The sequence below is a fragment of the Methylomonas lenta genome, assembly GCF_001644015.1.
Classification (GTDB): domain Bacteria; phylum Pseudomonadota; class Gammaproteobacteria; order Methylococcales; family Methylomonadaceae; genus Methylomonas; species Methylomonas lenta.
In genome coordinates this window covers 22,931-48,301 of the sequence record NZ_LUUI01000157.1, presented here as the reverse complement: position 1 = coordinate 48,301, position 25,371 = coordinate 22,931, and the positions used below count along the sequence as shown (strand labels likewise).

Annotated in this window: 23 protein-coding genes; 10 read left to right on the top strand and 13 right to left on the bottom strand. The window is 46.4% G+C overall.

Annotated features, from left to right (window positions below):
• Nucleotides 1-102: 102 nt before the first annotated feature.
• Nucleotides 103-549: a glycine zipper family protein gene (locus tag A1359_RS19825; RefSeq protein ID WP_066987593.1), complete on the top strand. Its 447-nt coding sequence runs from the start codon at nucleotides 103-105 to the stop codon at nucleotides 547-549.
• A 101-nt stretch (nucleotides 550-650) separates the two neighbouring features.
• Here A1359_RS19825 and rluB read toward each other — a convergent pair whose 3' ends face one another.
• From rluB to A1359_RS19780, 9 genes are read right to left on the bottom strand one after another with little or no spacing between them, the layout of a single operon-like run.
• Complete coding sequence (gene rluB / locus A1359_RS19820; RefSeq protein WP_157200610.1) at nucleotides 651-1,427, bottom strand: 23S rRNA pseudouridine(2605) synthase RluB; 777 nt, start codon at nucleotides 1,425-1,427, stop codon at nucleotides 651-653.
• The gene (gene scpB / locus A1359_RS23575) at nucleotides 1,399-2,475 is read right to left on the bottom strand and encodes an SMC-Scp complex subunit ScpB (RefSeq protein WP_332310101.1); all 1,077 of its coding nucleotides are present in this window, start codon (nucleotides 2,473-2,475) and stop codon (nucleotides 1,399-1,401) included. The genes rluB and scpB overlap by 29 nt, the downstream gene beginning before the upstream one ends.
• On the bottom strand, nucleotides 2,390-3,199 hold the full coding sequence (locus A1359_RS19810) for a segregation and condensation protein A (protein WP_066987591.1): 810 nt from the start codon (nucleotides 3,197-3,199) through the stop codon (nucleotides 2,390-2,392). The genes scpB and A1359_RS19810 overlap by 86 nt, the downstream gene beginning before the upstream one ends.
• Before the next feature lie 22 nt (nucleotides 3,200-3,221).
• A complete protein-coding gene (locus tag A1359_RS19805) occupies nucleotides 3,222-3,875 on the bottom strand; it encodes a site-2 protease family protein (protein WP_066987589.1) in 654 nt (217 codons plus the stop codon).
• Between the two features lie 2 nt (nucleotides 3,876-3,877).
• Nucleotides 3,878-4,501, bottom strand: coding sequence for an L-threonylcarbamoyladenylate synthase (locus A1359_RS19800; RefSeq protein ID WP_066987587.1), 624 nt, complete (start codon nucleotides 4,499-4,501; stop codon nucleotides 3,878-3,880).
• Nucleotides 4,502-4,541: 40 nt separating this feature from the next.
• Nucleotides 4,542-5,225, bottom strand: coding sequence for a tRNA (adenosine(37)-N6)-threonylcarbamoyltransferase complex dimerization subunit type 1 TsaB (gene tsaB / locus A1359_RS19795; RefSeq protein ID WP_066987585.1), 684 nt, complete (start codon nucleotides 5,223-5,225; stop codon nucleotides 4,542-4,544).
• Nucleotides 5,222-7,144 carry an ATP-dependent DNA helicase gene (locus A1359_RS19790; protein WP_066987583.1) on the bottom strand — a complete coding sequence of 641 codons (1,923 nt, stop codon included), beginning with the start codon at nucleotides 7,142-7,144 and terminating at the stop codon, nucleotides 5,222-5,224. Before A1359_RS19790 ends, tsaB begins: the two co-directional genes overlap by 4 nt.
• A 19-nt stretch (nucleotides 7,145-7,163) precedes the next feature.
• On the bottom strand, nucleotides 7,164-7,859 hold the full coding sequence (locus A1359_RS19785; RefSeq protein ID WP_066987581.1) for a tetratricopeptide repeat protein: 696 nt from the start codon (nucleotides 7,857-7,859) through the stop codon (nucleotides 7,164-7,166).
• 17 nt (nucleotides 7,860-7,876) lie between these two features.
• Complete coding sequence (locus tag A1359_RS19780; protein ID WP_066987579.1) at nucleotides 7,877-8,089, bottom strand: hypothetical protein; 213 nt, start codon at nucleotides 8,087-8,089, stop codon at nucleotides 7,877-7,879.
• 218 nt (nucleotides 8,090-8,307) lie between these two features.
• Here A1359_RS19780 and A1359_RS19775 point away from each other — a divergent pair, with 218 nt between their 5' ends.
• A complete protein-coding gene (locus A1359_RS19775) occupies nucleotides 8,308-9,723 on the top strand; it encodes a PhoH family protein (protein WP_066987577.1) in 1,416 nt (471 codons plus the stop codon).
• A 117-nt stretch (nucleotides 9,724-9,840) separates the two neighbouring features.
• Here the strand turns inward: A1359_RS19775 and A1359_RS19770 are convergent, their stop codons facing one another.
• Nucleotides 9,841-10,968 carry an AI-2E family transporter gene (locus tag A1359_RS19770; RefSeq protein ID WP_066987575.1) on the bottom strand — a complete coding sequence of 376 codons (1,128 nt, stop codon included), beginning with the start codon at nucleotides 10,966-10,968 and terminating at the stop codon, nucleotides 9,841-9,843.
• Nucleotides 10,969-11,369: 401 nt separating this feature from the next.
• On the opposite strand from A1359_RS19770, the gene A1359_RS19765 reads away from it, so the two are divergent.
• The 4 genes from A1359_RS19765 to A1359_RS19750 all read left to right on the top strand — a co-directional run bounded on the left by A1359_RS19765 (nucleotide 11,370) and on the right by A1359_RS19750 (nucleotide 15,096).
• Nucleotides 11,370-12,260, top strand: a complete 891-nt coding sequence (locus A1359_RS19765) for a hypothetical protein (protein ID WP_083960735.1) — start codon at nucleotides 11,370-11,372, stop codon at nucleotides 12,258-12,260.
• A 405-nt stretch (nucleotides 12,261-12,665) separates the two neighbouring features.
• Complete coding sequence (locus tag A1359_RS19760; protein ID WP_066987573.1) at nucleotides 12,666-13,658, top strand: hypothetical protein; 993 nt, start codon at nucleotides 12,666-12,668, stop codon at nucleotides 13,656-13,658.
• Between the two features lie 3 nt (nucleotides 13,659-13,661).
• Nucleotides 13,662-14,678 carry a lipopolysaccharide heptosyltransferase II gene (gene waaF / locus A1359_RS19755; protein WP_066987570.1) on the top strand — a complete coding sequence of 339 codons (1,017 nt, stop codon included), beginning with the start codon at nucleotides 13,662-13,664 and terminating at the stop codon, nucleotides 14,676-14,678.
• 4 nt (nucleotides 14,679-14,682) lie between these two features.
• Complete coding sequence (locus A1359_RS19750; RefSeq protein WP_066987567.1) at nucleotides 14,683-15,096, top strand: oxidoreductase; 414 nt, start codon at nucleotides 14,683-14,685, stop codon at nucleotides 15,094-15,096.
• A 26-nt stretch (nucleotides 15,097-15,122) separates the two neighbouring features.
• On the opposite strand, the gene A1359_RS19745 is transcribed toward A1359_RS19750, so the two are convergent.
• The 3 genes from A1359_RS19745 to A1359_RS19735 form a co-directional block, all read right to left on the bottom strand.
• On the bottom strand, nucleotides 15,123-16,247 hold the full coding sequence (locus A1359_RS19745; RefSeq protein WP_066987599.1) for a GGDEF domain-containing protein: 1,125 nt from the start codon (nucleotides 16,245-16,247) through the stop codon (nucleotides 15,123-15,125).
• A 96-nt stretch (nucleotides 16,248-16,343) separates the two neighbouring features.
• Entirely contained in the window at nucleotides 16,344-18,902 is a 2,559-nt protein-coding gene (gene acnB / locus A1359_RS19740) for a bifunctional aconitate hydratase 2/2-methylisocitrate dehydratase (RefSeq protein ID WP_066987564.1), read from the bottom strand.
• Nucleotides 18,903-18,984: 82 nt separating this feature from the next.
• A complete protein-coding gene (locus A1359_RS19735; protein WP_066987561.1) occupies nucleotides 18,985-19,995 on the bottom strand; it encodes an isocitrate/isopropylmalate dehydrogenase family protein in 1,011 nt (336 codons plus the stop codon).
• A 298-nt stretch (nucleotides 19,996-20,293) separates the two neighbouring features.
• Here A1359_RS19735 and A1359_RS19730 point away from each other — a divergent pair, with 298 nt between their 5' ends.
• From A1359_RS19730 to A1359_RS19715, 4 genes are all read left to right on the top strand, one after another.
• Nucleotides 20,294-21,208 (top strand): ABC transporter ATP-binding protein, encoded by a 915-nt coding sequence (locus tag A1359_RS19730; RefSeq protein WP_066987557.1) that lies wholly within the window; start codon nucleotides 20,294-20,296, stop codon nucleotides 21,206-21,208.
• Nucleotides 21,205-22,497 (top strand): hypothetical protein, encoded by a 1,293-nt coding sequence (locus tag A1359_RS19725; protein WP_066987555.1) that lies wholly within the window; start codon nucleotides 21,205-21,207, stop codon nucleotides 22,495-22,497. Before A1359_RS19730 ends, A1359_RS19725 begins: the two co-directional genes overlap by 4 nt.
• A gap of 27 nt (nucleotides 22,498-22,524) precedes the next feature.
• Nucleotides 22,525-23,391 carry an ion transporter gene (locus tag A1359_RS19720; protein ID WP_066987552.1) on the top strand — a complete coding sequence of 289 codons (867 nt, stop codon included), beginning with the start codon at nucleotides 22,525-22,527 and terminating at the stop codon, nucleotides 23,389-23,391.
• 214 nt (nucleotides 23,392-23,605) lie between these two features.
• The gene (locus A1359_RS19715) at nucleotides 23,606-25,360 is read left to right on the top strand and encodes a L,D-transpeptidase family protein (protein WP_232322401.1); all 1,755 of its coding nucleotides are present in this window, start codon (nucleotides 23,606-23,608) and stop codon (nucleotides 25,358-25,360) included.
• Nucleotides 25,361-25,371 lie beyond the last annotated feature (11 nt).

Below are 25,371 nucleotides of genomic sequence, written 5' to 3'. Positions count from 1 at the left end.
ATCCGCACCTACACAGGATTCTTGCATATGATATTCCATGCATATTCCTAACCGTATAGCAAAACCAACCCTCTTTAGCTATAACAACACATAAGGTAAAACATGAAGATACGCATTAACCAACACTCAAAGTCACTCCTTATTCTGCTTGCCACTGCCAGTTTTCCAGCACTGGTCTCAGCCCAAGACGCCTGGAGCAACGGTGCACCCATTGTTTACCCTGCAAAAGGACAGAGCCAGGATCAGATGTCCAGAGACCGTTATGAGTGTAGTAACTGGGCCAATCAACAAGCCAGCTCCAGTGCCAATCAATCCAATAATGGCAGCGCCGCCAAAGAAGGTTTGCGCGGCGGATTTAGAGGAGCCGCCGCGGGCGCAGCCATCGGTGCCATTGCCGGAAATGCAGGTAAAGGTGCCGCCATCGGTGCAACAGGTGGCGCATTAAAACGCGGAATTAATAAATACGACAGTAACAAAAATACGGCTTCATCCAACTTTAACCGTGCTGAAGCCGCTTGCCTGGAAGCCCGCGGATATAGCGTTAAATAATCCTTTTAGCAGACACTTCCACCTTAAAAGTCCAGGCTAACTTAGTCAGCCCGGACGCTCACCTTATCCAGCTGTTAGTGCTTGATTTTCCCGGGTAAAAACTATAAGCCGACAAACTCGATCAAAGCCGCAAGCTCTTTATGCTCCAGCTCGTAAAATGAATGCGACCTGACCCGTTCCGGCAAAGTAATGTCGCCGTAACGCACACGAATCAAACGACTGACTTTGACGCCCTGAGATTCCCACAAGCGCCTGACCAGCCTATTACGACCTTGTTTGACGGTAACGTAAAACCATTTATTGGCCCCTTCTCCGGCATAAAATCGTACCGCATCGAAATGCGCCGGGCCGTCTTCCAGCTCTACATCATTGCGTAAGCGTTCCATCATGGCTTCGTCCACTTCGCCCAAAATACGCACTGCATATTCACGTTCGACCTCGCGAGATGGATGCATCAAGCGATTGGCAAGTTCACCATTATTGGTCACCAGTATTAAACCGGAGGTATTGATATCCAAGCGACCGACAGCTATCCAACGCCCGACTGACAACCGTGGCAGTTGGGTAAAAATCACCGGTCTACCTTCCGGGTCGCGACGAGTGACTAATTCACCCACAGGCTTGTGATACACCAATACCCTAGTAGGCTGCTCGGCGTATTTCTCCCATTTCACCACCCGACCATTAATTTGCAGGAAATCGCCGGGCTTTAGATGATAACCGGGCTGAACCTGATTATTGTTGACCGTGAGCTTGCCTTCTTCCATCCAGCGCTCGATTTCCCTTCGTGAGCCGACCCCTGCCCTGGCTAGTAACTTCTGAATGCGTTCACCGCCTTCACTGGCCGCTTTAGTGAAGTGTTCGGTTTTCGGCGCCACTGTCGGCTTCGGCTGGCGAATCGGCTTCGGTTTCCTGCTCTGCGGATCGGAATTCGGTTTGTACTGTTTCGGTGAGTTCGGTTTGCGATCTTTCACGGTGTTCCTGTGGTTGTTCGTGACTGAAATCAAAATCGGCGATTTCGTCCAGTGTAGGTAATTGGCTTAAAGAGGTTAGGTTGAAATAATCTAGAAATTGTTTGGTGGTGCCGTACAGGGCTGGACGCCCAGGTACTTCTTTGTGGGCGATCACGCGTATCCATTCCCGCTCCAGCAAGGTATGGATAATACTGGAGCTAACCCCAACACCGCGTATATCTTCGATTTCACCGCGGGTGGCCGGCTGACGGTAGGCGATGATGGACAAGGTTTCTAACAAGGCTCTGGAATAGCGTGCGGGTTTTTCTTCAAACAAACGCGTTACCCATGGCGCCATACCTTCCTTGACTTGAAAGCGATAACCGCTAGCAAGTTGTTTCAGGCCAATGGGGCGAATTAGATAATCCTGGGCTATCGCTTCAAGCGCCACTTGGATTTCCAGCGTATCCGGCCGCTCCAACTCGGGAAAGGCTGCTTGAATCTGCTTTATCGTCATCGGTTTATTGGCGGCAAACAGGATGGCTTCTACGATGCGTTTGGTATTCACGTCGCACTCAATGGGCTGTTCAGGTAAAGTGGGTTCGCGCTCTATCAGACTAGAACGGTGATTATTCCGCCGCAAACCGACTGCCCATAAAGGCGGCAGGCGCGAGGCGATTTTTCGGTCTGGCATTGCGACAATAGACTGCGTTTTATGTGCGCGCAATTCAACCGTCCAAACAGCAGGAAAGCGCGTGACCTTTCTTTTGCTTTGCACAACAACCACAACCGGCTCAGGCTTGACACGCGGTTTACGCGGTTTAGGCTTGGCTTCGATAACAACATCGGCAATAACGGATTCTTCAACAACCTTTTCAACAACAACCTCAGGCGGCAGAGCGGATTCTAACGCTGAGGTCGGCGTAGGGTGCAGACTGGAAGATGTCGATGATGTTTTCTTTGCTGAGCTCAAGGACGGCAAGAAACGCGACAACCACTCCGTTTTTTCCTTCACTTCGGGTAAAACACGCTGCGAAAGGGAGTTGATCTGTTCGGTTAAGTTTTTCCAAAATGGCTGCCATTCGTTCACGGACTGATAAGGGCTCTTTGGTTATTTGGTGGTGACTGAGTTGCTGGACACGTTTTAACACATCTTGAAACGCCAGTAGTAATTCCTTGAGTTGCACATCCGGCAACGCCTGTTGCACACTTACCGTAGCGACATCAACTGTCGCGTCGAACGTGTCGCGCTCGTTTCTGGGCAACAGGTCAATTTCTTCCGCAGCTTTTTTAATGGCTTCGTATTCTTGTAGTTTACGAATCAAAAAGGCACGTGGATCGTCTTCTTCCTCTTCGCTCTCCGGTTGTCGCGGTAGCAGCATACGGGATTTAATTTCCGCCAGCAGCGCCGCCATTACCAGATATTCCGCCGCCAATTCCAGCCGCATCTTATCCATCATGTCGATGTAGCCGATGTATTGCTGGGTAATCTGAGCGATAGGGATATTGAGAATATCCAAATTCTGCTTGCGGATCAAATACAACAGTAAATCCAGTGGTCCTTCAAAGGCATCCAGGAATACTTCCAGGGCATCAGGTGGGATGTACAAATCATCCGGCACGTCCTGATAGGGCTGGCCTTGTACGCGAGCAAAAGGCGCATGCAGGATTTCGACTAGTGGATCTACAGCACTCATTATTGTAGCAGAACAGGCAAACTCACATGCCGGCCAAGCTGAAAAACAGCTGCTGAGCGTAATACATGGGATAAGCCAAGATCAGGCCCAACACATTGGTTGCAAGTAACAACAACAGAATCAAAAAGCCCCAGCGTTCCAATTTGTTATACTGCCAAGCCCAATAATCCGGTAATAAGCCGGACAAAACCCGACTACCATCCAGCGGCGGGATCGGCAATAAGTTGATCAGCGCCAAAACCAGATTAATGGTTATGCCGGCCACTCCGCTATAGATCAATGGCATGGAGATAGACTCCACTTCGATAGTGATGCCTATGCGTGCTATAACCGCCCAACCGATGGCCATTAACAAATTTGCTAAGGGCCCAGCTAGTGCTACCATCATCATGGCTTTTTTGGGGTTTTTAAAATTACGCGCATCCACCGGCACCGGCTTTGCCCAGCCAAAAATAAAACCGGTAAAAGTAATCAACAACAAACCGGGCACAATGATAGTGCCAACCGGATCAATATGCTTCAATGGATTCAGTGTCAACCGTCCTTGTTGATCAGCGGTATTGTCGCCGAATTTTTTAGCCATCCAGCCGTGCGCCACTTCATGCACGGTAATGGCAAAAATCACCGGCAAAATCCACACTACGATACGCTGTATCAGCGTGAGTTCGTCCATCATGTTCAATTCTCCAGCATAGGCGCATGACCTATGCCCTGCCTGACGATTTCGATAACATCATCGATACAGGCAATCACGGTGGTCGGTTGATAATCGATAATGCCACCGTCAATAATCAAATCCAGTTCGCGATCCAGCTTTTGTCTGATGTCATAAGGATCGGCCAACGCATGTTCCTCGCCGGGCAAAATCAGCGTCGTGGTCAACAACGGTTCGCCGAGCTCTTCCAGCAAGGCCCGGGCAATGCGATTGTCGGTTATCCTGACACCAATGGTTTTCTTTTTCGGATGTTGCAGCCGACGCGGCACTTCACGGGTGGCATCCAATAAAAAGGTAAACGGGCCGGGTGTCAGTGTTTTAATCAAACGATGGGTATCGTTGCCCATTTTGGTAAAGGTCGACACCTGCGATAACTCATTACATAACAAGGTAAAGTCATGATCATCATTCAATCGGCGAATACGGCGAATAGTGTCAGCGGCCTGCTTGTCGCCGATTTGCGCACCGATTGCATAGGAGGCATCTGTTGGATAAACGATGACACCGCCATTACGAATAATTTTAACCGCCTGTTGAATCAGACGTGGCTGCGGGTTTTGCGGGTGAATTTCGAGGAACTCGGCCATTTGGAAGGTTTCACGGCTTGAATAAAACAGCCATTGTACCTTATCTTTCAGACTGCTTTTTAGCGACTTTATCTCTTAAGTAGACCGGCATGGCTTGTTCGACCGGCACGGCTAAACCGTTGGCAAAATCATACGCAGCCAATTGGGCAATGCAGGCAGCATGTGGCCAGGCTACACTGACAATGCCTTGTAGTTTATCGCCGAGTCTAGCCCGCAAAACATCACCCTGTACCGCCCAACCTGAACCCACCCCAAAACCGAAACGTTCAGGAAACACTACATCAGCTGCCGGCGTAACCAACTCATCACCCAACAGCTCTGCAAGGCCTATCGCATTGCGTTGGTATACACCCCAAAAGATTTCATTCATGCGGGCATCCATCGCCGTGAAAGACAGATCAACATCTTGTTGATTGAAAAAACCCTGAGCAATAGCAGCCAGCGTCGACACCAACACCACCGGAATATCAGCGCCAAAAGCAATCCCATGCGCAACGCCGGTAGCGATACGCACACCGGTAAACGAGCCTGGCCCCCGACTCAACGCCACAGCATCCAATTGCTGCGGCTTCAACGCCGCATCAGCCATCAAGGCATCGATCATCGGCAAAAGCAGCTTGGTATGTTCGCGCGGAGCTAGTTCAAATTTTTCCCTGATTTCACCGTCTATAAATAATGCTGCCGAACAGGCATCGGTAGAGGTTTCTACTGCTAATAATTTCACTGCTGATCCTCTGTTGCAAAAAACTGCCGCACATCTTCAATATCTCGGCTACGCTTCATGGCCGGTACGCTATCGAGAAACATCTGCCCGTAAGATTTTTTTAATAAGCGCGGGTCGCAAACCATCAGCACGCCTCTATCGTTCACATCGCGTATCAAACGCCCTACCCCTTGCCTAAGCATGATGATAGCGCTGGGTAATTGATGTTCAAAAAATGGATTGCGCCCCTGTTTTTCCAAGGCATTCATACGAGCTTTCAGAACAGGATCACCTGGCGAGGCAAACGGCAGCTTGTCGATAATGACGCAAGATAAGGCATCGCCGCGCACATCCACGCCTTCCCAAAAACTGGCGGTAGCCAGCAACACCGCATTACCCAATTCCTTAAATTGATCCAACAATACGCCTTTGGAACGACTGCCTTGTACCAGTATCGGGTGATCGATTTTGCCTTCGAGCAATTGCGCGGCTCTTTGCAAAGCTCTGTGACTGGTAAACAGAAAAAACGCCCTGCCCCGACTAGCTTCCAGTACCGGCAGGGCAAATTCGACAATTTTATCGGTAAATTCAGGATCACTGGGTTGCGGCAAACCTTTTGGATGATAAAACAAAGCTTGATTGGGATAATCAAATGGACTTTCCCAGCTTTGACTTAGCGCACTACTGAGACCTAAGTTTTTGGCAAAATGCACAAAATTATTAGCCACACTAAGGGTAGCCGAGGTAAAAATCCAACTGGCTTTATGTCGCGCCATAAAACCACGAAATTCTTTGGCAATATCCAGCGGCGTGCGGCTGAGGGTAAAGGATTTACTATAGGTTTCGTACCATTTAATCCACTGACCGTCTTTATCCTTAATCAGGGTTTCTAAATGCATATCCAGCGTTTCAGCTCGATCGAAACAGGATTCCAGACCTTTACTACGTACCGAAGCACGTTCTAATTGATCGGTCAGCCGAGCGAGTTGTTTTTGTAACGACTCCAGTGCACCGGCAATTTTGGGATTGGTTTCAATATCCAGCCAGTCGCCGCGGCGTAATTCCAAGCCAAACGCCAGCCGCATATCCTTGACTTCTAATTGCAAGTCTTCGCAGGCGCTGCGCAAATCTGGCATATCTTTGGCATCGGTATGATATTCGGCCAAGGTGTCATCGGCCAGATCGGTAAGCTGCTTACCACTCAGATTGACACCCAAAAAATTGGATGCGGTATCCGCCAATTGATGTGCTTCGTCGATGATAACGACTTCCGCATCCGGCAATAACTCGCCAAAACCGATTTCCCGAATCGACCAATCCGCGCACAACAAATGATGATTCACTACTACAACATCGGCTTCCTGCGCTTGTTTGCGGGCTTTGGTGAGAAAACAGTCTGCATAATCCGGGCAGTCTTGCCCCAGGCAATTGTCAATAGTGGAGGTCGCATGAAACCAAACCGGATCACCGTCATGCACATCGGCGACTTCAGAGATATCGCCTGCTTTGGTGCGTTTAGACCAGGCTTTGATTTGCGCTAATGCGGCAGCCTCTTCTTTGCTATAACCAAAGGCAGTATTTAAAGCCAGCTCCAGCCGATAGGTACACAAATAATTAGCCCGGCCTTTTAACAAGCTGGCTTTAAATGGGATACGGGATAACACTTTGCGGATCAGCGGCAAGTCTTTACTGAACAGCTGATCCTGCAAATTCTTGGTGCCGGTGGAAACAATGACTTTTTTGCGCGATAAAATTGCCGGTATCAGATAGGCAAAGGTTTTGCCGGTGCCGGTGCCGGCCTCGGCAATCAGGTGTTGCTGTTTATCAATGGCATCGGCAATAGTCTGTGCCATTTCGATTTGCCCGGCCCGGGGTGAATAGCCGGTAATGACCTCAGCTAACGCACCATCGCTGCCAAATATCTCGGCTAAATCAGTCACTGAATGTAAACCTTAAACATCAATGACCGAAAAAACTGTCTGCCTTAGCTTTGGCTTCTTTAGCACCCGAGTAGTTTTGCTGCATGCGCCTGGCCTCGGCAATCAACAACCAGCTTTTGCGTTTTAAATCCAAATCGCCACCCGCCAGTAAAGCTGCTTTGCCGGCTAACTCTTCTGCCATCTGCGGTTTGTTTTGCTTGATTCTTAGCTGAGCTAATTTATAAGTCAAAGTAGGATTGCGCGAATCTATGCGCAAGGCACGTTCGGTGGAAACCACTGCGGCATCCAAATCGCCCGAAGCCCGATTGCGCTCTGCGTCAGTCAACAAGGCGACCACTGCGGGAGAGGTACCTGCCGGTATGCGAGCATCTTCAACCTGAAACGCCGGAATCGCTTGTACTGGTTGTGCTGATTGACCAGTTGCCGAAGGCAACCCCGTTGGCGACAGCAAAGATTCCTCTTGCATGGCTGGCATACTGGACTCAACCTTGAAATTATTCTTACCATTATCGATGGCGTAGGTTGCTGTACCACTACCTGGCGTCGGCTTTTTTGGCACAATGGGCTTGGTATTTTTAGCAGTCGGTTGAGCTGGTAATGGCTTTTTGGGCTTAACGACTTTGGCAACGGACTTGGGTGGCTTCTCATTGACTGTCGTACAAGCCGCAAGCGACAACATTATAGGCAAAAAGACCAATAAGACTTTGTTTTTCATCAATTATTTAGGATATATTAAGAATTAAAAGAATTCGAGCTTGTCAAAATCACCTGGATAGCATTGATGTCTTCAGCCATACTCGTAAAAGACTCGCCCAATACGCCGACAGATTTACTAGCCAATTTCAGACCAGCCTCAACTTGCGCCACAGAGACAGTCAGCAATTGCACAATTTCTTTAAAATGACTCCAATCTAGATTCGGTTGCTTTGATTCTAAAGATGACATGCATAAACATCCATACACCGAATGTAAACTAGAAATCAATAAGAAACCTTCATCAGCTCTACATTCTAGTGTAATTGAACAAGCAACACAAACCACTCAATCTAATGTTGTGAACCATCACCTAGCGTGCATCAGCTTGATTTGACGCCTAGTCTACAGTTAGAGTAAAAACACTAAAAGTGACAGAGAATAATAATTCATAAATTCACAGGGCAACCATGAACATTCAATCCACCAGCAAAAAACTATTTGTACTCGACACCAACGTATTGATGCACGATCCTGCATCTATTTTTCGCTTCCAGGAACACAATCTATTTATTCCGATGGTGGTTTTGGAAGAACTGGATCACGCCAAAAAAGGCCTATCCGACGTTTCTCGTAACGTGCGGCAAGTCAGCCGCTTTTTGGATGAGCTGATTCAGGATGCAGACCAACAAACCATCAATGATGGTTTGCCATTATCACTTATCGAACACGGCCCCGCTGGCAACAATATCGAGCAACCTGGCCGGCTGTTTTTTCAAACCCGGCAACTGAAACATTTACTACCAGACGATTTGCCAGGACAAATTGCCGATAACTCCATCCTCAGCATAGTACTGGCCTTAACTAAAGAATATCCCGAAGTCAATGTCATACTGGTATCTAAAGACATCAATATGCGCATTAAAGCTGCTGCATTACAAATTAATGCCGAGGATTACCATAACGACCAAACCATTGAAGACATCGATTTACTCTACAGTGGCTCTATGGCATTAGAGGCTGATTTCTGGGAAGAGCACGGCAGTAAAATGGAATCCTGGCAAGAAAACAATCAAACGTTTTACCGGATTCATGGCCCGCATGTGGCCGACTGGTATCCAAATCAATTTCTGTATATAGATGACGAATCCGGCTTTGAAGCCATTGTTAAATCCTGCGATGGCGAAACCGCTGTCTTACAATTAGCCTTGGACTATCGCAACAAGCATCACAACATCTGGGGTATCAACGCAAAAAACCGTGAACAAAACTTTGCCTTGAATGCCCTGCTCGACCCCAACGTCGACTTCGTCACCCTTTTGGGCGCAGCCGGCACCGGCAAAACCCTGCTGGCTCTGGCCGCCGGCCTAACCCTAACATTAGAACGAAAAGCGTATATTGAGATCATCATGACGCGAGAAACCATGCCGGTAGGTGAAGATATCGGATTTTTACCCGGCTCCGAAGAAGAAAAAATGGCGCCATGGATGGGTGCTTTGATGGACAATCTGGAATTACTCGGTAGCCGCTCCGGCAGCACCGACTGGGAACAAGGCGCATCCCATAACGTGATGATGAATCGGGTAAAAATCCGTTCTTTAAACTTTATGCGTGGACGTACTTTTTTAAATCGCTATTTGATAATCGACGAGGCGCAAAACCTGACCCCCAAACAGATGAAAACCCTGATTACCCGGGCCGGGCCGGGCACCAAAATCATCTGCATTGGTAATTTGTCGCAAATTGACACCCCTTATCTGACGGCTACTAGTTCCGGTTTAACCTATGTCGTCGACCGTTTTAAAGGCTGGGAAAATAGTGCTCACATCACATTAAAACGCGGTGAACGTTCACGTCTGGCTGATTACGCATCAGACAACTTATAAGCCAGCGCAAAAGGTAACAAGACAGTTGTTAAGGCAATACACAAAGGGTTTGGGTGCCGACTCAAACATGCCTAAACCCTTTATGGATAAACCACTAAAGATTACCCCCTTTGAAATTCAGCCTTGAACTTCGCGTTCCTGCTGATTAACACTGAGATCAGGCATTTGCCCCGACTGCGGCCATGCTGTTAACACTGCTTTAACCAAGGTAGCCAACGGGATGGCGAAAAACACCCCCCAAAACCCCCAGGTACCACCAAAAAATAAAATGGCCACAATAATAGCAATCGGATGCAGATTAACCGCCTCGGAAAATAGTAATGGCACTAATACCACTCCATCCATGGCTTGAATAATGCAATAGGCTATTAATATGTACATGAATTCATTACCATCACTCATACCCCATTGGACATAAGCCACGCCTAACACAGGAAAAGTCACTAGGGTAGCCCCTACATAGGGAATCACTACCGACAATCCCATTAATACCGCCAACAACATGGCATAGTTTAATTTCAACAAACTAAAGGTTATATAACTGGCCGCCCACAGGATAAAAACCTCGACGAATTTACCTCTGACATAGTTAGCAATTTGTATATCCACTTCCTGCCAAACCCGCTGTGTCAATGTCATATCTTGAGGAGAAAACTGTGCAAACCAGCCGATTAACATATCTTTGTCTTTCATAAAGAAAAACACCATCATTGGCACTAAAAACAGATAAATCACAGCTGCCAACAAGCCGGCAAATGATTGCGCGGAACCGGATATTAGATCTTGGCCATACTTCAACAAATCCTGCTGGATGGAAAACATAATTTCTCGAATTCTAGCCTGAGTAATAATCTCGGGATACATTTCAGGCAATCGCATAATCTGAATTTGCGCACTGTATACCATCTCCGGAATACGTTGCACCAATTGCACAGTCTGCTCCGAAACCATAGGTAACAGCACAAACAATACAAATCCCAGCGCAGTTAAAAAGGCGAAAAACACTAAATGAACCGCTAAAACCCTGGGTGTAGGCAAACGTTCGACTTTATGCACCAAGCCTTCCAGCAAATATGCCAATACGATGGCTGCAAAAACCGGCATCAATAAACCTAGCAGGCTATAAATCAACAACGATCCGACAATCAGACTGATTGCCAGCGACACAACCTGCGAATTAGGTAAAAAACGATGAAAAAAATCTCTAACAAAATCGAAATTGGAAAAATCAGTTTTTTTGCTCATTTATGGGAATGGCGACAGATAAAGTAATAGTTAACCCAATAGATTATGGGCGCAAATAATGCCGCTCAGAATAAAGTAAAAAGCGCATCAAAGCGGATGTTTTTTAAAACGTGGGCGTATAGCATAGAGGACAATGTGTTTAATCATCTTAATTTATAGAAGATAACAAATTATTACAAAGGGCTGCGTTGATCAGAAACAGGCAATATTAACCATTTTAGCGATGCCAGTTAAAAAACTAAAAAAAATACCTGTACCGCTAAAATCCACTTCATCAAAACATAATTTTGCACTAAAATGGTACGGTATTATCGATAGCAGTGAAATTAGTCCACATAAGCCTTATCGCTAACTATACTTATTCTGAATAGAGGGCTCTCAGCTTAAATAATGGAGATAAAATGACCCAAAAACACAAAATATTGCACCAACTACCTGCTTTAGCTGGCTTATTGCTTGGACTTAGTTCTTACCCTCTATCTGCAGAAGAGACCGGCTATCAAGCTGACAAACAAGCCGAACGATTTGCCTACAAAGCACAAAATCCTTTAAGCCCAACCTATAGCATTCCTTTAGAATACACTCAACACGGGGGTGCTGATAATGGAGATGTATCTATCGGCAGCATCAAACCTATCATTCCAGTCGCGCTGGGTAACGATTGGCATATGATTAATCAGTTATCCTTGAATTTTATTGGCACGCCGGGTGCTGTAAACGGTATTGCCGAATTACCGGAACCTTATCCGGGCAATGGCGTAGCCGGTTTAGGTGATACAACATTAACCTCACTTTTTACTGCCCCCATATCCGATAGTTTTATGATAGGCTTCGGACCGACTTTTGTGTTTCCAACCGATACATTGATGAGTGACACTGAAGATCGCAGATCGCGAGAACTCGGTAGCGGTAAATTCAGCGTTGGCCCTGCGCTAACATTTGTAACCCAACCCAGACCTTGGACAGCCGGCGTTAGTATCAAACAAATCTGGTCAGTCTTCGGCAACGATAGCCGTCATAGCGTAAGCCAAATGATTTTGGAGCCTTTTGTTAACTACAACCTGTCTGACGGCTGGTATTTGACTTCTGACATGGACATGATTGCCAATTGGGGTAGCCAGACTAATCAACACTGGACAGTACCCGTGGGTGGTGGTTTCGGCAAAGTATTACCAATCGGTAAACATGCCCTCAACACAAAACTAGAAGCCTATTACAACCCGATTCGACCTGATCAAAACAGTCCCGAGTGGTCGGCAAACCTTACCTTACAATTTCTGTTTGGAAAGTAACTGGGTGTTTGGCTGAGGTTAATTCAGTTTACGCCTAATATTTGCCAGCATTCATTGCCAGAACAAACTCACCTAGCCAAGTCTTAGGACCTGGCTAGGTGAGTGACCTCAAGGCGGCATACTACTCCGTCTCCTGGTTTGATTCATCCCACCTAGCTTTATAGCCTGAGTGCTAAAACGACGTGTATCAAGCCACAATCATCCAGCTAAAACCCAGCAAAATGTTACAAGCCAATTGCAGAAGCCGCTATTTTGTGAATAATTACAGACTACAACAATCAGCCGGGTAGTGAATATTTTCGTTAGCCTTAATTTTTGCAGCCCCAAAAGATGCATAAATTCATGCAAATGACTATCCAACACCATTCCCTCCCATAAAAACAATAAACCTTGAGAGCACACAGCATGAAATTTGTCGTTTCTTACCCGCAAACCAACTGGGATTATGTCAAGTTTAGGTTAAACCGCATCATCAGAGGCAAAGACAAGTCCAATGATGTGTTTAGAGGCTTGCCTGGCGGAAAATTAGAGTTATTCGAACATAACGGTGCATTGGGTGGCATTAAATCACTGGGCGAAATAAATCCGGTTAAACCTTTTGGACTGCAATATGTAACAGGTGAAGGCCTGTATTTCATAACAGGCTTACCTTGTAGCGCAGATGGCGTTTCCGGTGATGAACATATCGCCAGAATGAACGACAAGGGTGAAATCGACCTGGAAATCCGCAGCCCTTTAATGACACAAGTCCGTTCGTTGCGTCGGACCGAACGCGGACTATTGGTCACAGCTAGCGGTGTAGACGCTTTATTAGAATTTGACTTGTCGGGTGAGTTGATTTGGTCATGGTGGGCAACTGAACATGGCTATGACCAAGCTTATGGCGGCGGCCAACGCGTCATCGACAAGCAAATGGATCATCGTTTAAAAAACTACCCCGGCCGTTTACAAACGACCCACTTAAATTCAGCCATTGTCGACCCTTACGACAGCAACAAAATACTCACTATTTTGTTCTATCAAGGCAAAGTCATCCGTATTGACAGAGCAACCTTAACCCATGAAGTTGTCATCAACGATTTAAACGGCGCACATCACATCCGGCCACATTCCGGTGGTTATATGCTTTCTAATTCACGTAAGGGTGAAGTGCTGTTGTTTGATAAAAACTTTAAACTGACTCAAACCATCCCCGGAACCAATCGCTATTTCCCGGTTAAATGGGTTCAAGACGCAATCGAAACCCCGTTCGGCACCCATCTTATCGCCGACTGTAATACCTTTAATTTGCGCGAGCGCGACAAAGACGGCCGAGAAAAAACCCACAACACCCACATGCCTAATCGAGTATTTCAAATCGAACCGGTGGATGATAGCTTTAATTTTGCGGCCAAATAACACATGCGATTTCTAGTCGTAGCACCGTCCTGGGTGGGTGATATGGTGATGGCGCAAAGCCTGTTCATCCGTTTAAAACAGCAACACCCGGACTGTCAAATTGATGTGATTGCACCGCCAGGAACACTGGCATTATTAAGCTATATGCCCGAAGTTACATTAGCTTTTGAAATGCCAGTCAAACGCGGTAAATTAGGACTGTTAACCCGCATAAAATTAGGTCAGGACTTACAAAAACATCATTATGACCAAGCCATACTGCTACCTAACACCTGGAAATCTGCGCTGACGCCTTTTTTCGCCAACATACCTTTAAGAACGGGCTACGTAGGCGAATTTCGCTGGGGTTTGCTAAATGATGCGCACCGCCTGGATAAAACCAAACTGACCAAAACAGTGCAACGTTTTGTCGCTTTAGCACCTCAATCAAACACAAACAAGCTGACAGATTTCCCTAAACCTGCTTTCAAAATTAACCCTGAACGCCAGAAACAGGTCTTAGAAAAATATAAATTATCTGAAAATCGGAAAATTTTGGCTTTATGCCCAGGTGCCGAATATGGTGAAGCAAAACGCTGGCCTGCGGGGCACTTCGCTGAAGTTGCCAGACAACAAATTAAATTGGGCTGGCAAGTCTGGCTCTTAGGCTCGGCCAAAGACCAAACCGTTACTGAAGAAATCAACCAACTGACCAACAACGCTTGTATCGATTTCGCTGGAAAAACCAGTCTTGGCGAAGCTGTAGACTTATTATCGCTAGTTGATGCTGTTGTCAGTAATGACTCGGGATTAATGCATGTTGCCAGCGCTTTAAGCAAAAATCTAATCGCTATTTATGGCTCTTCCGACCCCACGTTTACCCCACCATTAAATGATAAAGCCAAAATCCTGTATGCCGGCTTAAGCTGTTCACCTTGTTTTAAAAGGGTTTGCCCCTTAGGTCATACTGATTGCTTAACCAACATCAGAGCCAGCTCTGTTATTGACGAATTAAACAGCCTTCTATCATTAGAGAACTAAGCGTATGCATAATACAGACGAATATTTTCAAGGACTTAGCGCTTTATTTGAATCTTCTTTTCCCAAAAAATGCTCAGTTTGCGGCAAAGTGTACAAAAACAGTGATCAATTTTTATCTGAAACCCAAAACATGCCCAACGGCCGCAGCTCACTGAAAGAAGCAATAGAAGACAATGGCACCGCCATTGTTGAGGTTTTCAGAAACTGCGCGTGCGGATCAACGCTGATGGATGAGTTTAATTCGCGTCGGGATAATTCCAGCCAGGGCCAAAAAAGGCGCCTACAGTTTGATAAGTTATTGAATATTTTACAGAAACAAGGCATCACAACTGAGATAGGCCGCCGTGAAATCATTAATTTCATCAACGGTCAGCATAGCGACATAATCGATTCTATCCGAAAAAAAGAGGGCCAATGAAGCTGCACCCTGCAGCTTCCGGCCTGTCAGGCTTGCTTCAACAAATTATCTAAAACCACCCCACTATTTTTCACCCGATTTCTACCCTCGCGCTTAGCTTCGTATAAAGCCGCATCAGCAGATTGAATTAACGCATTGGCTTTTGCCAAAACAGGACTTGTGCTGGCTTGACAGGGATCAAAGGTAGACGTTCCAATTGAAATTGTTACCGGCATAGCTTGACCATTAATTTCAACGGCCAAAGCCGCAATGTTGCTGCGTATCCGTTCGGCAATTTCTCCTGCATTTTTTTCGTCGCTTTCCGCAAGCAAAACCACGAACTCCTCTCCACCAAAACGTGATAACACATCATTATTTCGCAGTTGTTTTTTAATCGAGGCAGCGATTAAAGCCAGTACATGATCACCGGCTTGATGTCCAAAATTATCGTTAATACGTTTAAAAAAATCGATATCCAGAAATAAACAAGACAATGGCAACCTGGTACGCATGCAACGAGCTAACTCTTCTTCTATTCGTTGTTCCAGAAATCGCCGATTATTGACACCTGTTAATGGATCAATCAGGCTGGTGCGACGAATGGTTTCTATAATCAGGGTATTTTCCAGGCAAACACTCATCACGGATGCCAAATGCTCAATAAAATCAGTGGCCATATTGCGTATAAACCGATCTGACCGATAGCTGCCTAAATTCAAAGAGCCTAAATATCTACCTTGTCTAATTAAAGGGGCCAATATCACTGAGGAAGGACTTAGAGATTCGGTAGGGAAAAATGCAGAATAGATTTCAGCCTTATAAATTCCTAACAAGGGTCGCTGATTAAAATCAAATACCCGCTTGAACACACTGTCATCTTTGGTCAATAGCAGACCTTCCCGAGTTTCATAGGGGTAATGGTCACTGGTTAAATAATCGGCTATTTCGTCTTTGGCATCCTGCAGACACAAACTAACGATATCCAGAGCGAACAACGTCTTAGTTTCACTCAAAATATATTCGATAATTTCAGCCAACGTGTCCAAACCCAATAAACGCATTTCAAAAGACTGTAGCCGTTTTAGCGTTAGGCTGTTGTGTTGAACACGGTCCAGCATACCATCCAGATAGTTTTCTAAAACATAGAGCTCGGTTGTAATATCTTTTTCCAAGATCAATCTCAGTGCAAATTGCAGGTTGGATAAGATTAGCAGTATTCTCGAAAATTGTCCGATTCCCGCCAGCCAACGGGAATCGGAGCTTGTTGTTTATGAGACTAGATCTGCCTTGTCTTGATAGCTTTGCAACTGATTGAAATTTAGATAGCGATAGGTATCGGCACTGGTTTCATCTATCGTCGCCGCATACTGCATGTATTCTTCTACCGTAGGGATTTTACCCAACAACGAACATACCGCAGCCAGTTCCGCCGAGGCCAGATAGACATTGGCGCCATTGCCTAAACGGTTTGGGAAATTGCGGGTCGAGGTGGACACTACGGTCGAACCTTCCGCCACCCGCGCCTGATTACCCATGCACAAGGAACAACCCGGCATTTCGGTACGCGCACCCACTTTACCAAAGGTGCTGTAGTAGCCCTCTTCCACCAACTGCGCCTGGTCCATTTTGGTCGGTGGCGCCACCCATAAACGGGTTGGTAAAGCATTTGCTTTTTCCAGTAGTTTGCCGGCAGCACGGAAATGACCGACATTAGTCATACAGGAACCGATAAACACTTCATCGATTTTGGTATTGGCCAGTTCAGACAAGGGTTTTATGTCATCCGGATCGTTCGGACAAGCCATCAGCGGCTCGGTGATCTGATCCATGTCTATTTCAATGATTTCCGCGTATTCGGCATCGGCATCGGCCTGCATCAACACTGGCGTTTCCAGCCACTCTTGCATGGCTTTGATGCGACGCTGAATGGTGCGCACATCGCCGTAACCTTCGGCAATCATCCATTTCAACAAGGTAATGTTGGAATTAAGGTATTCGCGAATCGGTGCCTCGTTGAGCTTGATAGTACAACCGCCGGCAGAACGTTCAGCGGAAGCATCTGAAAGCTCAAACGCTTGCTCCACTTTTAGATCCGGCAGTCCTTCGATTTCCAAAATCCGTCCGGAGAACACGTTCTTCTTACCCTGTTTTGCAACCGTTAATAAACCGCGCTGAATCGCTGCATACGGAATTGCATTAACCAAATCGCGCAAGGTAATACCGGGCTGCATAGTTCCTTTAAAACGCACCAAAACTGATTCCGGCATATCCAACGGCATCACGCCGGTGGCGGCGGCAAAGGCCACCAAGCCGGAACCGGCTGGAAAGGAAATCCCGATCGGAAAGCGGGTATGCGAATCGCCGCCGGTGCCCACCGTATCCGGCAACAGCATGCGGTTTAGCCAGGAATGAATGATGCCATCGCCGGGACGCAGCGATACGCCGCCACGAGTCATGATGAAATCCGGCAAGGTGTGTTGCATGGTGACATCGACCGGTTTCGGGTAGGCTGCGGTGTGGCAAAAGGACTGCATCACCAAATCCGCAGAAAAACCCAAGCAGGCCAAATCTTTCAGTTCATCGCGGGTCATCGGGCCGGTGGTATCTTGCGAGCCAACCGTAGTCATGCGGGGCTCGCAATAACTGCCCGGACGCACGCCCGGCAAACCGCAAGCCTTGCCGACCATTTTTTGCGCCAAAGTAAAACCTTTGTCGCTGTCGGCCACCGCCGCCAGGATGCGAAACACGGTCGACACCGGCAGACCCAAAGCTTTGCGCGCCCTATCGGTCAGGCCGCGACCGATGATCAACGGAATCCGACCGCCGGCGCGCACTTCATCCAGTATGACTTCGGTTTTTAGTTGAAATTCGCACACCACCTCGTCGCTGCCGTGACGCTTGACTACGCCTTGATAGGGATAAATGTCGATCACATCGCCCATTTGCATGGCGCTGACATCACACTCGATAGGCAAGGCGCCGGAATCTTCCATGGTGTTAAAAAATATCGGCGCAATTTTGCTACCAATACAAACACCACCGGCGCGTTTGTTGGGAATATACGGAATATCATCGCCCATAAACCACAACACCGAGTTGGTGGCGGATTTACGCGAGGAACCGGTACCGACCACATCGCCGACGTAAGCCACCGGAAAGCCTGTGGTTTTCAGATCGTCGATTTGTTGTTCGGCGTTGGTAATGCCTTCGCGCGGCATTTTCAGCATGGCTTTGGCGTGCAACGGGATATCCGGCCGCGACCAGGCATCCGGTGCCGGTGATAAATCGTCGGTATTGGTTTCGCCGCTGACTTTGAAAACCGCAACCGTCAATTTTTCCGGCACTTCCGGTTTGGCGGTAAACCATTCGGCATCCGCCCAGGATTGCAGCACCTGTTTGGCAAACACATTACCCGCTTCGGCTTTTTCCTGCACGTCGTGAAAGGCATCGAAAATCAGCAGGATATGTGACAAGGCCTTGGCCGCAATCGGCGCCAAATCGGCATGATCCAGCAACTCGACCAACGGAGCGATGTTGTAGCCACCCAACATGGTGCCTAATAATTCGGTGGCTTTTTGCGGCGAAACAATAGGCGATACAGCCACACCTTTAGCGACATCAGCTAAAAATGCGGCTTTAACATAAGCCGCTTCATCAACACCGGCAGGCACTCGATTGGTCAACAAATCCAGAATAAAGGCTGCTTCGGCAGCCGGCGGCTGTTTCAATAATTCCACCAGCGCCGCAACTTGTTCGGCATCCAGTGGCTTAGGAACGATGCCTTCAGCAGCGCGTTCGGCAACATGTTTACGGTATTGTTCTAACATAAGAATAACCCAGAGGAATTTGGAAAATAGTGTCGGGTGGATTTAAACACCATCCACCCTAAAATCAGTATTGGTTTTTAAGTTAAACCATAGCATCAACAATAGCCTGGCCCATTTCCTTGGTACCGCAGCTGCTATTTGGATTCAGATCCGGCGTCACATATACACCTTCGTTGACCACTTTTTCGATCGCATTCAGCATGCGGGTTGCCGCTTCATGTTCACCCAGATGATTCAACATCATGACACCGGCCATCATCACCGCAGTTGGATTGGCGATATTTTTGCCGGCGATATCGGGTGCGCTGCCATGTACGGCTTCAAAAAGGGCTGCATCGGCGCCGATGTTGGCACCCGGAATCAAGCCTAAGCCGCCGACCAGGCCGGCTGTCAAATCAGACAAAATGTCACCAAACATGTTGGTGGTCACCACCACGTCGAATTGCTCCGGCTTCATTACCATGTGCATACAAGCGGCATCGATAATTTTTTCGTCGAATTCAATCTGTGGATATTTTTTGGCTACTTCACGCGCGGCATTTAAAAACAGACCTTGAGTGAATTTAAGAATATTGGCTTTATGGCAGACCGTGACTTTGTTGCGACCGTTATCGATGGCATATTTAAAAGCATATTCAACGATGCGCTCCGAACTATCTTTAGTCACCACAGCCAAACTCTCGGCAATGTCTTTTTGCGGTGTTAAAAAATGTTCCAGTCCCGCATACAAACCCTGGGTGTTTTCACGCACGATCACAATATCTACGTTTTCGTAACGGGTTTTAACACCTGGCCAGCTTTTGGCTGGACGTACATTGGCGTAAAGATCGTATTTTTTGCGCAGCTCGACGTTGATGCTTCTAAAACCTTCGCCAACCATAGTAGTTAACGGACCTTTAAAAGCGACTCGTGTTGCGTCAATTGATTGCATGGTGGCATCCGGCAAAGGGTTCCCAGTCTTTTCATAAGCAGACATGCCGGCTTCGGCTTCCAACCAGTTTATTTTTGCGCCGCTTGCATTGATGACCGCCACTGCGGCATCCATAATCGAAGGACCAATACCATCACCTTTAATCAACGTGACGTTGTGCATTCACTCTCTCCTGGGTATTTTTAAAAGTTAAATGATAACAGTTTCCTGATCTGCAGGCAGCCAAGCGACTCCGATCCACAAAAATCCTAGCATAGAAAAAGCTATCGACAGATGGATAAGCATGCAAAATGCATACCGTTCCAAAAATTTCCAACAACAGCCCAGCAACGCCGATTCGCTAACCCTTAAGCGAAATATTTGCACCAACTTGGACTAATGTGGTGTGCAGATGGTGCGAAATATCCGCAAATTATATTTGAAGGCTACAATACTCACTCCATACACAGAGCAATCACAGATGATTACAGTTGATAAGCTGATTTTTGAGTATCCTGGCTTAAGGGCGCTGGATGAGGTGTCATTTCGCATCAATCAAGGCAGTATTACAGCACTGGTGGGCCCCAATGGCGCCGGCAAAACCACCTTGCTACGTTGCATGGCGGCATTGGATCAACCTGTCAGTGGCTCTATACACATTGCTGGCATTGATGTCTTGGAACAGCCAAGGGATTGCCATCGTATGATTGGTTATTTATCTGACTTCTTCGGACTTTATCAACGCCTAACGGTTCGGCAATGTTTGCATTTTGTGGCTCGTGCCCAAGGTATTCCTGATCAGGATTGCGAGGCTGCTATTGTTGATGTGAGCCATCGTTTATCTATCGATGACCGTCTGAATATGCGGCCTAACGAACTCTCTCGCGGCTTACGGCAACGCGTGGCTATCGCCCAGGCCATTATTCACAAACCCAAACTGGTTCTACTGGACGAACCGGCCTCAGGGCTGGATCCGGAAGCCAGACACGAACTGGCGGAGCTGTTTTTGGAGCTACAGCACCAGGGCATGACATTATTAGTGTCATCCCATATTCTGGCCGAATTGGAAGCCTATTGCACGGAAATGCTGGTCATGCGCAAAGGACGAATAGTTGAGCAAGTGGGTGTTAAAAACTCAACTATTAACAAGCCTTTCAAATTACTACTCGCACATGCGGTTGACAATCTGGCCGCCTTACTTCAATCGCTGCCGGACATTATTGTATTGAATATTGAACACAATAAATTGGCGCTACTGCAAATAGCTGATGATTCACAGCTACAGCATGCTACTTTAAAAGCATTGCTAGCATTAAACCTGCCTGTCTGCGAATTTGCGCCCGCCACCAGCAATCTTCAAGATACTTATCTGCAAACCATCAGGCATTCGTCATGAATCTGAATCCGGAATTTCAACGCCAACTGTATTTAGAGTGCTCACAAGCCCGTTTAGTTGGCATTCCTTTAGTGCTGGGCTGTATCTTTACCTTAAGTTATTTTATCGATGGATATCACTTAGGCAGTGCCACAACACAAACTGCCTTAATACTTTTTATGCTCATCACACTATTGTGGGGTGCCCGGCAATCTATTGATAGCATCGTTGAAGAGTATCGGGATAGGACTTGGGATACACAACGCTTATCAGCCCTGGGTCCTTGGAGCATGACTTGGGGCAAACTTTTCGGCAGCACTGTAATGGTCTGGTACGCCGCAACGATATGTTTACTAGTGTACAGCCTGTCTACCGATAACCAAGCCACCCTGCCCCTTTTGTTGTTTTATAGCATTTGCGCTGGGCTACTCGTCCAAAACGGCGGCTTATTACTCGGATTGCTGGCTGTGCAGCGCGGACAAAGCAAAAACAGCTCTATTTTTTTGGTTGCTATCGTGGGATTTTTAGCCATCGCCCCTTGGTTAACTGAATTAGCCAGCCCATCCCCCCTTAACCGGCCTTTAGCTAACACTAATTGGTATACCAGCGCCATTGACAGCCAATTGTTTCATCAAGTGAGCTTGTTGCTGGCTATATTCTGGTGCGGCCTAGGCAATTATCGTCTGATGATGCAAGAACTGGGGATACGCACTAGGCCCTGGGTTTGGCTGGGGTTCAGTGTATTTATGACGGTGTATTTCGGTGGATTTATACCCAGCATCTTTTATACATTTTCGCTAGCGGCTTTTTTAGTTTGCTCGGGTTTGACTTACCTCGGCGTTTTGGTCGAACGTAACGATGCCATGCGCGTTAAGCGTCTGCTGATGTATTTTTCACAAGGCAATTGGCAGCGTGGCTTAGAAGAATTGCCTATCTGGTGGCTAAGTTTTATTTTGACGCTACCAGCAGCATTACAATTAAGCCTTTCTAGCCACCCACTCATCGAATTTAGCTCGGCATTTCATTTTTATCCACTGGCTTTGGCTTTAATTTTACTGCGTGATTGCGCATTGTATGTTTACTTTTGTTACGGCAAAAATCCACAGCGAGCACTCACTTTAAGCTTGTTAACAGGCGTATTGCTGTACGGAATTATTCCGGGAATATTCAAAGCTCTCGGTCAAACCGGGCTAGCCTCATTATTTTTCCCGCTATTGGCTGACTCGGCTACAGGCGCTTTAATCTGCGCTTTACTTCAAACAGGCTTTGTCATGCAACTGCTTTACCGGCGCTGGAAAATAAGCACCTGATGAGTTTTTACTTAACCACTTAACATTATGAAAACCATTTATCGCAAATCGGATATCACCGAACAGACCAGGCTTTCACCATGGCGAGAGAAGCTTAACGAAGTGATTTTTGGCTCTGAAACCAAGACAGGAAGACGCTTTGATGTCATCTTAATCGTTATGATCGCACTGAGTGCTGTTGTAGTAATGGTAGATAGCGTTGAGGATTTTCATAATCATAATGCTGATTTATTGGCAACTCTAGAGTGGACTTTTACAATCTTGTTCAGCGTGGAATATCTGCTACGCCTACTGTGCGTTCGAAACCCCTGGCTATATATGCGCAGCTTTTATGGCATTGTGGACTTGGTATCCATATTGCCAAACTATATTGGCTTATTTTTGCCTGGAACCCAATACACCATGGTGGTGCGCATTTTACGTTTGCTACGTATTTTTCGGGTAATGAAGCTATCGGTTTATCTCAGCGAAGCCAATATGCTAATGACGGCATTAATCAATTCGCGCACAAAAATCTTGGTGTTTTTATACGCTGTTTTGACACTGGTAGTCATTTTTGGGGCTTTAATGTATGTCATTGAAGGCTCGGATGCGGGTTTTACCTCGATCCCACGAAGCATGTACTGGGCCATAGTGACGCTCACCACTGTCGGTTATGGCGACATTGCTCCCATTACCACACTAGGGCAAATTACAGCTTCTATCATCATGATTATGGGTTATGGCATCCTCGCCGTGCCGACAGGGATTTACGGCTCGGAATTAATGAAAACAGTGAAAAAATCTAACATTAGCAATGATGCCTGTCCCAATTGTGGTGCAATTGGCCATGACGATGATGCCCACTATTGCAAATATTGCGGACACAACCTTAACCATCTTTCTTCTAATTAATGACTGCATCGAAAAATAGGTTTAGTTAACCTAATTTGCATAAAAAACATCAATCCAGCTCTAAAACACAGCTGACAACCTCAAAAACCTATCATTTATATTAATTTTTTGCCGTTAAGATAATCATTTTCAGGGAATTTGTTGTATAAAGTGTGTATTACCCGAAACGCAAACACATACCACTTGCGTTAGCCTAAGCATAGTTTGGTGCACCGTGACTACTCGATTAAATTTTTTACATAACATTGGCTTAAAAAAACTGGCATTCAATACCGGCAAACTATTGCCCGTTATTTTGGTTTTGTTTTCCCCCTCGCAACCAACATCCGCTGACGAGGTACAGCCAAACAATACCCCAGCCGCAGCCATTTCGACACTGATAGCTGAAAAACAAAATTCTTTATTGATAAAACCCGACTTTTCAAAACAAGCCGACCAACTACTTAGTCTTTATCAATTAGCTAACAACCAGTTTTTGTGGTTGGGCGACTCCCAATCACAAACAAACATAGACGCAGCCTTAGCCATTTTAACTAATGCGGGTGCCGATGGACTGGATCCAAGAGATTACGATGCCGATGTCCTAAAGCAAACCTTCGAACTTGCAACCGCAATACCTCCCAGCGCAATTAACGAACTGGCTAAATTCGACACCGCTTTATCGATAGCCTTATTGCGTTTTGTGAATGATTTACATCATGGCCGAGTCAATCCTCAGCAACTTAACTACCCCAGCCCATTTGGCTCCAAACAGTTTATAGAGGCTGCCCATCTGATCAAACAGGCGATTGATCAACACTCTGTGGCCCAATTACCTGAAGCTGCGCAACCAAAATATAAACAATACCAACAACTAAAGCAGATTCTAGCCGACTACCGTAAAGCGCCAGCAGATGGCAATTTCGAGCCATTGATTTTTGAAAAAGCACTACGCCCTGGCGAGCACCACCCTCAACTTGATGAACTACGTCAAAGACTTATCACCCTAAATGCGATGACTCCGGAAACGGCAGACTTGCAACCTGAAAAATTTTATTCAAAAAAATTACAGGCCGGCGTAAAAGAATTTCAACGTCAAAACAATTTACAAGCAGACGGCATTATTGGCAAAGAAACTGCCGCAAAACTAAATCAGTCACTTGAGCAAAAAATCCTGCAAATCGAACTTGCCATGGAAAGACTGCGCTGGTTGCCCGACGATATCACTGGTCCGGTAATTATTGTGAATATTCCAGCGTTTCAGTTGCGGGCATTCAATTCCGTCAATGAAGCAGACATATTGAGCATGAAAGTCATCGTCGGAAAAGCGGAGAAAAACCAGACGCCTGTTCTTTTAGAAGACATGAAATACCTGGAATTCATGCCGTACTGGAATATTCCTAGCAGCATCATGAAAAAGGAGATTTTACCCAAAATGTATAACAATCTTGGCTATCTACAAAGCCAGGATATAGAACTAGTGCAGCTCTACTCTAAACAAGACTCAGGCTGGTACAGCGTTTTTGACGACATAAAACACGGTCGTGTTCGTGCCAGACAGCGACCCGGCAAAAAGAACCCTCTGGGTAAAGTGAAATTCATTTTCCCAAACAAAGAAGATGTTTACTTACATGACACCTCATCACCTAGTTTGTTTAACCGCAATCAGCGTGATTTAAGTCATGGTTGCGTCAGAGTTGCTGAGGCTGAAAAATTGGCTGAGTTTGTGTTGGGCAACCAACCAGAAACCAACTGGGATTTGGCAGCCATACAACAAGCTATGTCCGGCTCTAAAACCCGCCGGGTATCATTAAGTAATCCGATTCCGGTATTGTTTTTTTACACTACTACATTTGTCGATCAGGATAACCAAATCCATTTTTACCGCGACATCTATAACCAGGATGAAGTTCTGGAAAAAGCATTAGGAAGAATGCCTTTTCCAGACAATAGCAGCCTTGTTACGGCTAAAACCACTACATCAGGTTAACCAGGAAATAT

Excerpts from the sequence above, each read along its gene's own strand:
- A1359_RS19825 (WP_066987593.1), top strand. The coding sequence starts at position 103 with ATGAAGATACGCATTAACCAACACTCAAAGTCACTCCTTATTCTGCTT.
- A1359_RS19810 (WP_066987591.1), bottom strand. The coding sequence starts at position 3,199 with ATGAGTGCTGTAGATCCACTAGTCGAAATCCTGCATGCGCCTTTTGCT.
- A1359_RS19805 (WP_066987589.1), bottom strand. The coding sequence starts at position 3,875 with ATGATGGACGAACTCACGCTGATACAGCGTATCGTAGTGTGGATTTTG.
- A1359_RS19800 (WP_066987587.1), bottom strand. The coding sequence starts at position 4,501 with ATGGCCGAGTTCCTCGAAATTCACCCGCAAAACCCGCAGCCACGTCTG.
- A1359_RS19785 (WP_066987581.1), bottom strand. The coding sequence starts at position 7,859 with ATGAAAAACAAAGTCTTATTGGTCTTTTTGCCTATAATGTTGTCGCTT.
- A1359_RS19780 (WP_066987579.1), bottom strand. The coding sequence starts at position 8,089 with ATGTCATCTTTAGAATCAAAGCAACCGAATCTAGATTGGAGTCATTTT.
- A1359_RS19775 (WP_066987577.1), top strand. The coding sequence starts at position 8,308 with ATGAACATTCAATCCACCAGCAAAAAACTATTTGTACTCGACACCAAC.
- A1359_RS19770 (WP_066987575.1), bottom strand. The coding sequence starts at position 10,968 with ATGAGCAAAAAAACTGATTTTTCCAATTTCGATTTTGTTAGAGATTTT.
- A1359_RS19765 (WP_083960735.1), top strand. The coding sequence starts at position 11,370 with ATGACCCAAAAACACAAAATATTGCACCAACTACCTGCTTTAGCTGGC.
- A1359_RS19760 (WP_066987573.1), top strand. The coding sequence starts at position 12,666 with ATGAAATTTGTCGTTTCTTACCCGCAAACCAACTGGGATTATGTCAAG.
- waaF (WP_066987570.1), top strand. The coding sequence starts at position 13,662 with ATGCGATTTCTAGTCGTAGCACCGTCCTGGGTGGGTGATATGGTGATG.
- A1359_RS19750 (WP_066987567.1), top strand. The coding sequence starts at position 14,683 with ATGCATAATACAGACGAATATTTTCAAGGACTTAGCGCTTTATTTGAA.
- acnB (WP_066987564.1), bottom strand. The coding sequence starts at position 18,902 with ATGTTAGAACAATACCGTAAACATGTTGCCGAACGCGCTGCTGAAGGC.
- A1359_RS19735 (WP_066987561.1), bottom strand. The coding sequence starts at position 19,995 with ATGCACAACGTCACGTTGATTAAAGGTGATGGTATTGGTCCTTCGATT.
- A1359_RS19730 (WP_066987557.1), top strand. The coding sequence starts at position 20,294 with ATGATTACAGTTGATAAGCTGATTTTTGAGTATCCTGGCTTAAGGGCG.
- A1359_RS19725 (WP_066987555.1), top strand. The coding sequence starts at position 21,205 with ATGAATCTGAATCCGGAATTTCAACGCCAACTGTATTTAGAGTGCTCA.
- A1359_RS19720 (WP_066987552.1), top strand. The coding sequence starts at position 22,525 with ATGAAAACCATTTATCGCAAATCGGATATCACCGAACAGACCAGGCTT.